Raw genomic sequence first — 13,604 nt, forward strand, 5'->3', positions numbered from 1 at the left:
CCTTCCCGAAAGTTTAAAACTTTCGGGAAGGTGCTGTTATTTCAAAAACTGCTCCCAAAGGAGTTTTCCCGCTACGCCCAAAAATACCACGCCCGTAATGACGTTGACGTACTTCATGCGCTTAACCGTGATAAACTGGCGAAGGCGCTGGGCATAAACGGCCAAAGCAGTCTGAGTGCCAAACACCCCTACGAGGCTCATACTGAAGAAAATAATCATTTCGGCCAAATCATAACGGCCTTTGGTGCGAAGGTACGTAGCAATGGCCGCCCACGACATAAAATTGACGGGGTTGAGGGCATTGAGAGCCACGCCTTTTAAAAACAATTTTACCATCGAACGCTTACTACGAGGTTCGTCTTCTTTATCTTCCGACGCAATGGTCGGGACGCGAAAGAAGTTTTTAACCCCCAAAACCACCAAAAAAATAATCCCAATGGCCCCTACCCATTTGTCAAAGTGTTCAATTTGGGGCAAAAATGACGTTCCGAAAATAGCTGTAAAGCAAAAAAAAGCATCGCTCGCCACCACGCCCAAAACGATTTGAATTCCGCTTCGGTAGCCGCGCTCAACGCTGGTTTGAATCAATGAAAAAAAGACAGTTCCAAAAGTAAGACAGAGTAAAACCCCCGTAATGAGGCCGTAAAGTGCAGCAATAAGCATTCGTTTTTAGTTGTTGTTGAATATCTACTTTCTAAATCCCTCGCAGTCGGGCTATTTTTAATAAGCCCATGACGCTGAGTGAATCTGTAATTTCGGAGCGCATCACCATTTCAATGGCCTCCGACAATGCTATTTTCCGAACGTGCAGTTGTTCGGTATCTTCTGGCTCGGCTTGGGCTTGGGTAAGGTCTTCGGCGATGTACAAAAAGCCCTCCTCGTCACCCACGGAATTGGAAAGGTGAACGCGCGCAATTTTTGTCCATTTGGCCGCTATTAAACCCGTTTCTTCCAACAATTCTCGTTTAGCGCCTTCAATCGGGTCTTCGTCCATCGGGCCACCGCCTTCGGGAATTTCCCACGAGTATTCGTTCAACGGATAGCGATACTGACCGACCAAGTACGTGTAGCCTTCGCTGTCGATAGGAATCACGCCAATGGCTTTATTTTTATAATGGACTACCCCATAAATCCCTTCACCACCGCTGGGATTTATGACATCTTCGTGCCGTACTTGAATCCATTTATTATCGTAAACCACTTCACTTTTAAGGGTTTTCCACGGGTTTATTGTTTCGTTCGGTAAAGACATACGTTTGGTCGATTGACAAGTTTTAATGGTCGAATAAGTGTTGTACAGGGCAATTGTTTCCCCCTAAACTCGTACCTTTGCGGCCAATTACTTTTAAAAAAGTCGTGCAAGTTAGCCAAAAATCTAAATTTCGCTGGATTATCGTCTCCCTTGTGTTGAGCATAATCTTGATGAGTATCAAGTTCGCCGCGTTCTATTTGACCCATTCCAACGCCATTCTTAGCGACGCTCTCGAATCCATCATTAACGTCATTGCTAGTGCCTTTGCGTTCTATAGCATTTACCTTTCTTCGCAACCGAAAGACCATGACCACCCGTATGGACACGGCAAAATTGAGTTTTTTTCGTCAGGTTTTGAAGGAGCACTTATCATCATAGCTGGGGTCTGGATTGCCGTTGAGGCTATTCAGCATCTACTTCATCCTCAGCCCGTTGAACACCTCGACTGGGGCGTTTTGCTGATTCTATTGACCGTTATTATCAACGGAGCGTTGGGTTATTATTTACAAAAAGTAGGAAAAACGACTCGCTCGGAAGCACTCATTGCCGACGGCAAACACCTTGTTACCGACAGCTTGAGCAGCGTTTTGATTTTGGTCGGCTTGGGCTTGTTGATGCTTACCAAAATTCAGTGGATTGATAGCGCAGCATCGTTGGTGTTGTCGTTAGTGATTTTTTACAACGGTTTTAAACTTATTCGTACCTCAGTAGGGGCATTGATGGACGAAACCGACCCCGAGTTGTTTGAACATGCTGTTGATATTTTGCGCAACCACAAACAAGACTATTGGGTGGATGTGCACAACATGCGGATTCAAAAGTACGGCTCAGACCTCCACATCGACTGCCATTTGACGCTCCCTTATTATTGGGATTTGCAACAAGTCCACCAAGCTGTTCATGAATTTGAGGACGCGCTTGAAGCCAATTACGTTGGCAACGTGGAGCTTTTTATCCATGCCGACCCTTGCCTTCCCGACTGCTGCAAGTACTGCCGCCTCGAAGGCTGCCCCGTACGAAGCAAAGCCTTCAAGAAAGACATTGATTGGAGCATCCACAACTTGTCGAAAAATCAAAAGCACTTCGTAGAAGCCGATTGACTACAAGGCCAACTAGAGGGAAAAGAACAGCAAGAACTAGAAGTAGTATTTTGATTTATTTTACCACCTGCCAAACTCCGTAAAAACTCACCATTAAAATCGACACGACGCTTAACCAGAAGAAGAAGTTGTAGGTAGGTGTGGGTGAAAGAGACACGGGCAACTCTCGGTAGCGAAACACCAACGCTACCCAAAGTACCAATAGCAGCAAAATAGAAGTTGCAATTCCGCCCAAAAGAATCATCGTAACGGGCATCTGAATAACCAAAAAAAGCACGCACCAAATGATAGGAAAAGCCCACGAAAGCATTCCTATCACGCGTTTGCGCGAGGCTTCGTCGTCGAATTTGACCCAGCCGAGTTGTCCAAACGCATCGCCAAAAATCCGTGACCAACTGGCCGTCGCGGTAAAAAGGGTAGAGTAAAGCACAAAAAAAGCACCAATCAAAAAAATCACTTTGGCCCATTCGCCCAGCGTTTGGGTAAACAGTTTTGAAAGGGTTTCGATCATGGCGTAGCCTTCGGGCACTTCGCCGTGTTGGTGCAGCAATGCCGCTCCCAACAAATAAAAAGCCGCCGTTACGAGGGTATAAACAATCATCGAACACACGGCATCCAAGTACATCACTTTTATCCAACCTTTGGCTCGGTCGGCCCATTCGGGGCTGCCGTCGTTGGGGCCTGCGTAGGCCGCGTAGCCTTTTTCGATGCACCAATAGTTGTAAAACATGATTTCGTCGCCGCCGACGCCCGTGATTCCAAAAGCCCCAATCGCCACGCCTGTCACCGCAGGCGGAAGTGAGAAAGACAACCCGCTGCTAAGTTGCTCCCAGCTAATGGCGTAAGGAGTAAATTGCAACAAAATAAGGGAAATGAGCACCGTAACGGTAAACAGAATAATCATAATCAACGACCCTTGCTCGACGGGTTTGTAAAAACCACGATAGACCAACACAGCCGTAACGAGCGCTGCAATTGCTGCCCAAAGGTTTGTTCCTAAAAACGGAAACGCCATATTGAGTACAATGGCAACGCCGCCCACAATCCCACCGACTTGTAGCAGTTTTAAGCCTTGCAGCGACAACCACAGCCAAATACTCCAATGCGCCTTTCCCCACTTTTTACCATCGAGGCGGTTGAGTGACTGCATGGTAGGCACACCCGTGTAAATCGCATTTTTTCCAAACTCCAATTGCAAGGTTACTTTGACCAAGCAACTCACCAACACCACCCAAAAAGTCACAAAACCTGCTTTGGCTCCTAACGCCGTCGTCGCAATCAGCTCGCCCGACCCCACAATGGCTGCCGAAAGAATAAAACCAGGGCCAAGGTAACGAAAACGTTGAAAGAGGGTTTGGGGAGGCGCAAGCATAGCAACGGGGATTTATGCCTTGGGATGGGCTTGTTTGTAGATTTTTTTGAGTTTTTCAATCGAATTGTGGGTATAAACCTGCGTCGCCGCCAAGCTACTGTGTCCCAGCAAATCTTTAATCGAATTAAGGTCGGCACCGTTGTTGAGCAAATGCGTCGCAAAGGTGTGGCGCAGTACGTGAGGGCTACGTTTTTGGAGCGACGTCACCGCCGACAAGTATTTTTTCACAATGCGCTGAATCAGGACGGGATAGGCGGGTTCGCCTTTGTTGGTCAAAATCAGGCTTTGATCTGGAGGATTCGGAAACTGCTCGTTTCTAAATTGCTGGTATTGCTTAATCATCTCAACCAAGCCTTTATAAATTGGCACCACGCGCTCTTTGCTCCGTTTTCCAAAGACTCGCAACGTTTGGTCATAGGCATTGACGTCGCCGTCGCGGAGGGTAATCAACTCGGCCAAACGCATTCCTGTGCCGTACAACAACTCCAACACCAAACGGTCGCGCGTGCCTTCAAAATCGAGCGGAAACGTAATTTCGTCAAAAAGCAATTGTAGGCTTTTTTCTTCCACAAACTGCGGCAATGGTTTGTCGGTTTTGAGCGACGACACCCGCAGCATCGGATTAATCGTGATGGCTTTACAACGCAACAAATACCCATAAAACGACCGCAGCGTGGCCAATTTTCGGTTCACGCTGCGGTGGTGCAATTCGGCTTCCACCATGCTTACTGCCCACCCTCTAATCATTCGAAAATCGGCCTTGGCCAAGTCTTGCAGTTGGTAGGTTTTCTCCAAAAACTCCTTAAACTGCTCCAAGTCTTTGGCATACGCGGTGAGGGTATGCTGGCTCAAGCGTTTTTCGAAGGTCAGGTGTTGTAAGAAGGTTTCTATCATTTTTTAGAGTTTTCTAATGCGCATATTTTTGTACCAAACCTCATCCCCGTGGTCTTGGAGAGCGATTTTACCTTTGGCGTGCGGAGTCGCGTAGGCCCATTTCGTAAATTTACTTTTGGCCAATTGCGCCTTCCACGCATCGCCACCGTACTCGTATTCAACCACTTTTACGCCATTGACCCAGTGTTCGATGTGATTGCCATCGATAACAATTTTAGCTTTATTCCACTGACCCGCAGGTTTTGCTACCCACTTGCTTGGGGCTTGCATGTCGTAATTCGCGCCTGTTTTTTGTTTATCGTTGATTTTCACCATTTTACCGTTATCGTTAAATGGCGGATACCCTTCATCGTCAATCACTTGAAACTCAGGACCTGAGTAATAAGGTGGATGTTTGGGATCTTCAATGACTTTGTACATCACACCGCTGTTCATCTTCGCTGGAATTTTAAACTCAAACTCTAGCTCAAAACTTTCAAATTCTTCATCGGTGACCAAATCACCCGATTTTCCGTGGGTCATCAACGAACCGTCCATGACCATCCAGCCCGTCACTCCTTGTTTCCCGTAGGTATGCCACCCTTTGGTTGTTTTTCCATCAAACAAATTTTTCCAAGGGCCTGGCTTCGTCGCCTGCGCAGTACCCCCAACAATCAGGAGCGAGAGGAATAATACAATACGACTCTTTTTCATCTTTTGTATAAATTGGTTTTAATTTTCTACAAATGTTTCGCCTCTTCGAGGCTGTTTTAAAAAAATGCGTTTAACCTGTAAGAAATAGTAAATAACGTAAATCTTTTGCTGACTCCTATACTTCTCTATGACGAAACCACGGAATCCAATACGTTTTTCTTTCACCGATTGCGCGAGCGTCCACGCTCGTGCTCACTATGGTAAGGCTTCCAGCCTCAATAACACGAAAGGCTAGAAGCCTTCCTATCATCGGCACGAGGCACAACCTCGCGCCATCTGAAGTTAGTTCTTTTACTCATGCCGAAACCACGGAATCCAATACGTTTTTCTTTCTCGGGGAACTCCTTCAAAGAACTTTTCGGTTGCCATTCCCATCCAAAAGCGGGGGTCGAGTAAAAGCGTTTCGCCACTTTTTAATTTCATTTCCCAATACCTAATATCGAGGCGTGAATCGGTTGCATGAATGATTATTTTTTCGATTTCATTCACCGAAAAAACACGCTCATCATCCGCCTCCCCCACTCCCATCATTTTGTGGACGGGGTCGAAAGTCACGGGACGGTTTTTGGTCAATACGCGATAATGGTAGTTGGGGTAAATAAACAACATAGCTGCACCAAACAACATTGAAGCTATCAAACCCACCGCTAACATTGTTTCAGCATTATTGGTACGTGGAAAATTGCGCAGAAACCTCCAGATAAACATAAGCCCCATGAAAATAAAAAAGCCGCCAGCAAACGTATCAAAACATCTCCAATACTGTTTATCCGAGATGTCGTAGGTTTGTACTTGCTCCACTAACTCATACTCTTTTTCTACTCCTTCAATGAGTTTTTTGCTGCCGTACACCAGCCAGCCGAATAGCCCAAAAATGAAGGCAAAAATCCAGAAAACGAACATAGCTTATTTCTGTTTGCTCACTGCCACCCCGATTTTAGAGTCGGCCGTGCCGTAATATAAAAACCATTTTCCTTTAAACGACGCCAACCCTTCGACAAAACATACTTGGTTGATTTGCCCCGCAATTTCGTATGGTTTGTCGGGTTTTAAAAAATAGTTTTCCGAACGGTCTTTCAACTGCGTTGGGTTTTCGGGGTCAAACAAAAACTGTCCTGCGGCGTAGGTACCTTCGGGCAAGTTGCCGTCTCCCGTTTGGTTGTAATTCATGCCGTTGTAAATCAACACAATTCCATCTTTGGTTAAAAATGCAGGCGGCCCCGACTCCAACAAACGCGAATCGTGCTTGCCATTGCGAGTAGTGGCCACGGCCACGCAATTGACATCCGAGACGTCCAACGGTTTATAATCGGCTTGAGTAGGTCGAGTGGCGGGGTACCAATTCAGCAAGTCGTCAGAAGTAGCCACGTACAACCGCGCTTGGTCGCCCCAATACATCCAATACCTACCGTTGATTTTGGTTGCAATGAATTTATCTCCTACTTTTCGACACACAATCGCCCCTGATTTTGACCAAAAATCGCGGGTTGATTTGATAAAATTTCCAAAAGCTAATCCATGTTTTTGCCAATGAATTAAATCAGCAGATGACGCCACGCACAAACGCGCCAAATTACCATCGTAAGACGTATAGGTCATTACATAGCGCCCGTCTTCGGTTTCGACAATGCGCGGATCTTCGCAGCCCCCTTCCCATTCGTACTTTTTCATAAAATCGTTGTCGGGATAAAAGACAGGTTCGGGCATCCGTTTAAAGTGAATACCATCGGCACTAACGGCCAACCCCAAACGCGACGTACCCGCATATTTACCCACTTTATCTTCAGCACGATACACCATATACACCTTGCCATTTCGCACGACCGTTGCGGGGTTGAAAACGTCCTTTTCTTCCCAGTTAACCACTTCGTTTCGCACAGGGCATTTAAAAGTCGTACCTGCTTTGGCCTCCAAAATAGGATTGGCGGCATCCGCTTTTTGGAAAGGGCCAATCATCCACGGTTGTGTCTTTTGGGCAAATGACACCGAGCTTGTTAAGCCCAAAATAAGCACTAGTTGTTTCATGGTTTTACGTATCGAATTTTCGTGCATCAGGTTGCTCACCGTTGTGCATCAGGTTGCTCACAACCTGATATTTTCACAAACCTATTTCATTCGCGTTTTTACCCTCCTAAACAAAAAAAAACCGTAACAAAAATCAGCAGACTGACTCTTGTTACGGCTATCAATAAAGCTATTGAATGCTAAAGCTTGCTTAATCGAAGCAAAGAGACGCCGCGCCCAGAAGGCCCGCATCGTTGCCCAACGTAGCACGCTTAATCGTAAGGTCTTTCAAATAATAGGGCGTCAACCAGTAGTTGAGACGACGATCAACGGCTGGGAGGATGTACTCAAACGACGCGGACAAACCACCACCAATCAAGATTAATTTAATGTCCAAAATGCGAATCATGGCTACCAAGCCATCGCCTAGCATTTCGCCTACTTCGTTCCAAATGCTGAGTGCCAACTCGTCGCCTTCTGCGGCGGCAGCCACCAAACCTGTGGTTGAAATTGAGCCATCGCCTGGCAATTGGGTTTCGCTTGTATAGCGGCTACGCATGTCATTGGCAAGATCGAGCAATTCTTTTTTACCAATGTTACGTTCCAACACTTTTCCGTTTTTCGACGGAACGTGCCCAGGCTCCATGGCGTTGCCATCGCCGCCCACAAAAACCTTGCGGTTGATGATTGCCGCTCCACCTACGCCTGTTCCCAGAGTGATGAAAATATAATTTTCGTCGATTTTTTCTTCGGCAAAATAAAACTCCCCAAGTGCCGCCGCATTTGCATCGTTTTCAAGGAAAAACTGCACACCTTCAAAACGGCCAGAAAGGTAATCTACCAACGGAACATTGTCAATTTCGGGGATAGCGGTAATTTCTAACGGTACGGTACGTTTGCGGTTAATCATCCCAGGGAGACCTATACCTACTTTTTTAATGTTGGGGTATTCGTGCAATTGAATCGCAATAGCGTCACCTAAATGTTTTTCGAAGTGTCCCATTTCTCTCCAGCTTGCCGTATCGTGGCTGTAGAAATTAGAAATTCGACCCGTTTCGGTGTCAACAACGCCCATTTTAACGTTGGTGCCACCAACGTCTATACCCAAGTATTGTTCCATCAGTGCGTGTAAATCGTTATCGGTGAATGATAATAAAAAAGGAGACTAAGTGCGCAAGTTACCAATTTTCGACCCAAAATTCCTAAAATCATCCAATATCTCCTAATTGCGGGCGTATCAAAATCTCTTCTACCACCGCTCCAGGAGTTAGGTTATAGGCCGACCAAATGGATTCAGCCACGTCTCTTGCTTGAATAAAGCGTTCTTTGGGCAATTCTACTCCTTCCCAACTTGCCGTTAGGGTAGCTCCTGGCAAAATAGCCGTTACTTTGAGCCCGTGCGGCTTGAGTTCTTCCCGCAAAACTTTGGTCATGCCGTAGAGCGCAAACTTTGAAATACAATACGACCCGCCGTTGGTGTAGGCGGTGATACTTGCCGTAGAACAGAGATTAAAAATATGCCCTTTTTTGGCCAAAATCATCTTTTCAATCACCCCACGCGTCAGGTAATACGCACTGTATAAATTGGTATCAATCATGCTTTCGAGCGTGCCTTCGGGTTCGTTGTGAATTTGCCCAGGTGCAAACAAGCCCGTGTTGTTAACCAAAACCGCAATGGGCCGCTCTAAACTATGAATATATGCCACAAATGCCTCTACTTCAGACTTTATGGCCATATCGGTCGTTTTATAAAAAAGTTGTTGTTGGGGAAATGTCGTTTGAAGTTCCTGCTGGAGCTGAACCAAATCGGCTTCACGGCGCGCACAAGTAGCGACGTCAAATCCAGCTTCCATAAAACGTTCGATGGTCGCTTTTCCGATTCCTTTTGTTCCTCCACTGACAATTACAATAGGGGTCATCTTAAAAAAATGTTATTTTCGTTAAACAAAGGTTAAGATAAAGTTTTACTTTTGTTGGCTTTTTTAGAATAAAAAGCAATATTTAGCTCATAAATACGATTTTGATTCAACTTAAAAAACTTACACTTCTTTCATGAATTTCTGGCACGTGTGTTCGGCCTTTGTGACCGCTTACCTGTTGGGATCTATTCCCTCTGCCATTTGGTACGGTGAAGCGTATTTTGGGATTGATGTTCGGAAATTTGGTAGTGGAAATGCAGGTGCCACCAATACATTTCGAGTGTTGGGGAAACGCGCAGGGACCATTGTTCTTTTGATTGACGTCTTGAAGGGTTGGACAGCGACGATGCTCGCCAACATTCTTTTTTTCTTAGAGGTAATCGACGGCCCCCAAATTCTAACATTCAAGCTTTTACTCGGTGTAATGGCGGTTTTGGGCCATTTATACCCCGTTTTCACGCGTTTTAAAGGCGGGAAAGGGGTTGCGACTTCGTTGGGAATGGTGCTTGCGATTGATCCGCAAGTTGCTTCCGTCTGTATTGCCATATTTGTCTTGGTCTTATTGGCTTCCAACTACGTTTCTTTGAGCAGCATTGTCGCCGCTTTTGCCTTCCCCATGATGTTGGTCTTGGGGGTCTTTGGACAAGCCAGTACTCTTTTAATCGTTTTTGGGTTTCTTTTGTTTGCGATTGTAGTCTTAACCCACCAAAAAAACATCGTTCGCCTCTTCAACGGCAGCGAAAGTAGGGTCTATCTGTGGCGACGTCGCAATAAATAACGAAACATTGGCGGTTTACGGTAGTTCCATTATGTTTGTGTTGTAATGGTATCAATTTCAACACCTTTTTGAACTACCCTCGCTGTAATGTCGCTTACTATCGTCATCATTCTTGTTTCTATTGGTCTAAGCTGGTACGCTTGGCAAAACCCTTCGTTGCTCGACAAGTGGGTTTTTAATCCCGTTCGTGTTTCTAAATACAACGAATATTACCGCTTTCTTACTTCGGGCTTTATCCATGCCGACGTCGGACACCTCATTTTCAACATGTTCAGCCTTTACTTTTTTGGGGAAGCGATGGAGATGTTTTTGGGGGGGTATTTTGGCAGCAACGGCACTATTTATTACCTCCTTCTCTTTTTGGCAGGAATCGTGGTGTCGGACATTCCTACTTTTTTGAAGCACCGCAACAACAGTAATTACAATTCCCTTGGCGCTTCGGGTGGCGTATCGGCGCTTTTGTTTGCGTTTATTCTATTGGCTCCGCTCCAAAAAGTGTGTCTCTATTTCGCGATTTGCGTACCGGGCTTCATTTTTGGGGGAATTTACATGGCTTATTCGTTTTATGAATCTCGCCAAAATCGCGGCCGTGTCAACCACGACGCCCACTTGTACGGTGCGCTTTTCGGCATTGTATTTATGGCCTTTCTTCTGCCCGAATCTATTCCTAATTTTATCAGCCAAATCGCCTCTTGGAGATTGTGGTAGTTGATATTTTCATTCATCCAAACCAAAACCATGACCAAACTTTTTTTTAAAGCAGTACCACTGTTGGCGCTGTGCTTTACGCAGGCAATTGCCCAAGACGCCTCTACCCAATTTGCCCAAACGATTACGGCCCAAGACCTCGAACGCCATTTGCGCGTCATTGCGCACGATAGCCTCGAAGGACGCGATACGGGCTCGCCAGGGCAAAAAAAAGCGGCCAATTACGTCGCCAATTTCTTCAAATCGGTCGGCCTACAACCGATTGTTCCCGCCGTCGATGGCTCAAAATCGTACTTTCAGCCTTATGCCCTCTACCAAAAAAGCTGGGGCGAAGTGTATTTGGCCACCGAAAAAGAGCGCTACGAACTCCAACATGATTTTTACCTGAACGGCATCATTAATGTGCTTTCGGAAGAAAAAATCCCTGTTGTTTTTGCGGGCTACGGCATCGAGTCAGACAAGTACAACGATTACGCCAACCTAAACGTCACGGGCAAAGCCGTGCTGATTTGGGAAGGTGAACCCAAAGACAGCAAAGGCAATTTTTTGCTTTCGGGCGACGATAAAGCCACCAAATGGAGTAACGACAACATGTCTTGGCAACGCAAAGCTAACCTCGCCAGCAGCAAAGGAGCCAAATACGTCTTGATTGTTTCGGAACTAACGGGCGACGATTTTACCAAAGAACTCAATCGCCGAATGTTGATGAGCCAACGCTTCAACCGCCTTTCGATGAAGCCTTATAACGAAACGCCTAGCAGCTACGCCACCTTTACTGTTTCTAAAAAAATGGCGCTTGATTTATTGGGAATCAAAGAAAAAAAATGGTCAAAAATCAAGCAGGGAATTACGAAAACGGGCAAACCACCTGTCAACGCCATTTCCGAAAGAACCATTCGCCTCAAAGCTGAACGCAAAGACAACATTATAATGACCGAGAATGTGCTTGGGTTCTTGGAAGGTACCGACAAGAAAGACGAAGTCATCGTCATCTCGGCGCATTTAGACCATATTGGCATTTCTTCGGATGGGCAAATCAACAACGGTGCCGACGACGACGGCTCTGGCACGGTGTCTATTCTTGAATTGGCCGAGGCGTTTTCTAAAGCCAAAGCCGCAGGAAATGGCCCCCGCCGTAGCATTCTGTTTATGACCGTAACGGGCGAAGAAAAAGGGCTTTGGGGCTCCGAATATTACACTTCCAACCCCGTCATTCCGTTGGCAAATACCGTTTGTGACCTCAATATCGACATGATTGGCCGCGTGGACGTTGCTCACAAAAATGACCCAAAATACGTGTATTTGATTGGTTCTGATAAACTTTCGTCGGAGCTTCACACCATTAGCGAAGCCGCCAACGAAAAATACACCAACTACAAACTAGACTATACCTACAACAACCCTACCGACCCCAATCGTTTTTATTACCGCTCCGACCACTACAACTTTGCCAAAAACAAAGTACCCGTTATTTTCTATTTTACGGGGGTTCACGAAGACTACCACCGCCCTGGCGATGACGTCGAAAAAATTATGTTTGACAAGCAGTCAAAAATTGTTCAGCTTGTTTTTCACACTGCGTGGGAATTGGCCAACCGCGACGAACGTATCAAAGTCGATAGCAATAAACCTTAAAGACAAATGCTCATTTTTGAAAACCTCGCCGCATTTCGGGCCCACGTAGGTCAAGAAATTGGCACAAGTGAATGGGTGACAATTACCCAAGAAATGGTCAATGATTTTGCCAAAGCCACTGGCGACCACCAATGGATTCACGTAGATACCGACATGGCCGCGAAGTACTCCCCGTTCAAAACGACCATTGCCCACGGTTTTTTGACGCTTTCCTTAGCGCCCAAGTTCATGTATGAATTGTACCAAGTAAAATCGGCAAAAATGGGGCTCAATTATGGCACCAACAAAGTTCGGTTTACGTCGCCCGTACCCACAGGTAGCCGCGTACGAATGCACGCCACCCTCAAAGAAGTGGAAGACCAAGAGCCCAACGGCGTAAAGTCAACCATGGCGCTTGTCTTTGAAATAGAAGGACATTCCAAACCTGCCTGCGTGGCCGAGATGATAAGTTTAGCCTTTGAATAGCCCTAAAACCTTTTTTAACCATGCGTTTACAAGATAAAGTTGCCATCATTACGGGAGGAGCCCGAGGAATCGGGAAAGCCACTGCCGAAATTTTTACGCGCGAAGGCGCCAAAGTCATTATCTGGGATATGCTCGACGCGGGCGAACAAACCGCCCAAGAACTCCGCGACAAAGGCTTTTCAGCTGAATTTACCAAAATCAGCGTCACCGACGTACCTGCCATCGAAGCCGCCGCCCGCGATATTTACGAACGCTACGGACAAATTGATATTTTGGTCAACAACGCAGGCATCACCCGCGACAAATCGTTGCTCAAAATGTCGTACCAAGAATGGGCACAAGTCATTGACATCAACCTCAACGGGGTCTTCAATTGTACCAAAACCATTGTTCCGTACATGGTAGAGAAAAAATATGGCCGCATTATTTGTACTTCGTCGGTGGTGGGTCAAACGGGAAATTTTGGCCAAACCAACTACGTAGCCACCAAATCGGCCATCATCGGAATGGTGAAAACCTGGGCCAAAGAACTCGGTAAATACAACATTACGGCCAACGCCGTAGCGCCTGGTTTCATCAAAACCGAAATGACCGATTTGATTCCAGAAGAAGTCCGTAACCAAACCGTAGCGGGCATCCCTGTAAAACGGATGGGACTTCCCGAAGACATTGCCAATGCGTACCTGTATTTGGCCTCCGAAGAAGCGGGCTACGTCAATGGCCATACCCTGAGTGTAAATGGTGGAGTTGCTTAAAAGTATGCTTGCATACTATTTTCCAAAAT

15 protein-coding genes are annotated in these 13,604 nt (G+C 46.2%); 6 read left to right on the top strand and 9 right to left on the bottom strand.

All coding sequences use genetic code 11. The annotated features are described in order from the left end of the window. Positions 1–36: 36 nt before the first annotated feature. The gene (locus AC23N5_RS00930) at positions 37–663 is read right to left on the bottom strand and encodes a LysE family translocator (RefSeq protein WP_183972111.1); all 627 of its coding nucleotides are present in this window, start codon (positions 661–663) and stop codon (positions 37–39) included. A 31-nt stretch (positions 664–694) separates the two neighbouring features. Next, positions 695–1,252: an NUDIX domain-containing protein gene (locus AC23N5_RS00935; protein ID WP_487754157.1), complete on the bottom strand. Its 558-nt coding sequence runs from the start codon at positions 1,250–1,252 to the stop codon at positions 695–697. Between the two features lie 104 nt (positions 1,253–1,356). Here AC23N5_RS00935 and AC23N5_RS00940 point away from each other — a divergent pair, with 104 nt between their 5' ends. Next, a complete protein-coding gene (locus tag AC23N5_RS00940; RefSeq protein ID WP_487754158.1) occupies positions 1,357–2,352 on the top strand; it encodes a cation diffusion facilitator family transporter in 996 nt (331 codons plus the stop codon). 55 nt (positions 2,353–2,407) lie between these two features. On the opposite strand, the gene AC23N5_RS00945 is transcribed toward AC23N5_RS00940, so the two are convergent. From AC23N5_RS00945 to AC23N5_RS00975, 7 genes are all read right to left on the bottom strand, one after another. Further along, entirely contained in the window at positions 2,408–3,724 is a 1,317-nt protein-coding gene (locus tag AC23N5_RS00945; protein ID WP_487754159.1) for an Nramp family divalent metal transporter, read from the bottom strand. A 12-nt stretch (positions 3,725–3,736) separates the two neighbouring features. Further along, positions 3,737–4,618: a tyrosine-type recombinase/integrase gene (locus tag AC23N5_RS00950; protein WP_028524120.1), complete on the bottom strand. Its 882-nt coding sequence runs from the start codon at positions 4,616–4,618 to the stop codon at positions 3,737–3,739. Between the two features lie 3 nt (positions 4,619–4,621). After that, entirely contained in the window at positions 4,622–5,311 is a 690-nt protein-coding gene (locus AC23N5_RS00955; RefSeq protein WP_183972120.1) for a 3-keto-disaccharide hydrolase, read from the bottom strand. A gap of 291 nt (positions 5,312–5,602) precedes the next feature. Next, complete coding sequence (locus AC23N5_RS00960; protein ID WP_487754160.1) at positions 5,603–6,214, bottom strand: PH domain-containing protein; 612 nt, start codon at positions 6,212–6,214, stop codon at positions 5,603–5,605. A 3-nt stretch (positions 6,215–6,217) separates the two neighbouring features. Next, complete coding sequence (locus tag AC23N5_RS00965; protein WP_487754161.1) at positions 6,218–7,336, bottom strand: glycoside hydrolase family 130 protein; 1,119 nt, start codon at positions 7,334–7,336, stop codon at positions 6,218–6,220. Between the two features lie 190 nt (positions 7,337–7,526). Beyond that, positions 7,527–8,435: an ROK family protein gene (locus tag AC23N5_RS00970; RefSeq protein WP_183972123.1), complete on the bottom strand. Its 909-nt coding sequence runs from the start codon at positions 8,433–8,435 to the stop codon at positions 7,527–7,529. 88 nt (positions 8,436–8,523) lie between these two features. Continuing rightward, positions 8,524–9,234, bottom strand: a complete 711-nt coding sequence (locus AC23N5_RS00975) for an SDR family oxidoreductase (protein WP_487754162.1) — start codon at positions 9,232–9,234, stop codon at positions 8,524–8,526. A gap of 133 nt (positions 9,235–9,367) precedes the next feature. On the opposite strand from AC23N5_RS00975, the gene plsY reads away from it, so the two are divergent. The 5 genes from plsY (at position 9,368) to fabG (ending at position 13,575) form a co-directional block, all read left to right on the top strand. Next, a complete protein-coding gene (gene plsY / locus AC23N5_RS00980) occupies positions 9,368–10,012 on the top strand; it encodes a glycerol-3-phosphate 1-O-acyltransferase PlsY (RefSeq protein ID WP_028524113.1) in 645 nt (214 codons plus the stop codon). An 87-nt stretch (positions 10,013–10,099) separates the two neighbouring features. Further along, the gene (locus AC23N5_RS00985; RefSeq protein ID WP_183972125.1) at positions 10,100–10,720 is read left to right on the top strand and encodes a rhomboid family intramembrane serine protease; all 621 of its coding nucleotides are present in this window, start codon (positions 10,100–10,102) and stop codon (positions 10,718–10,720) included. Between the two features lie 30 nt (positions 10,721–10,750). Beyond that, a complete protein-coding gene (locus AC23N5_RS00990) occupies positions 10,751–12,355 on the top strand; it encodes a M28 family peptidase (RefSeq protein ID WP_487754163.1) in 1,605 nt (534 codons plus the stop codon). A 6-nt stretch (positions 12,356–12,361) separates the two neighbouring features. Further along, a complete protein-coding gene (locus AC23N5_RS00995; protein ID WP_183972127.1) occupies positions 12,362–12,820 on the top strand; it encodes a MaoC family dehydratase in 459 nt (152 codons plus the stop codon). 20 nt (positions 12,821–12,840) lie between these two features. Further along, positions 12,841–13,575: a 3-oxoacyl-[acyl-carrier-protein] reductase gene (gene fabG / locus AC23N5_RS01000; RefSeq protein ID WP_122932327.1), complete on the top strand. Its 735-nt coding sequence runs from the start codon at positions 12,841–12,843 to the stop codon at positions 13,573–13,575. Positions 13,576–13,604 lie beyond the last annotated feature (29 nt).

The organism is Runella sp. R5_40, assembly GCF_057652295.1.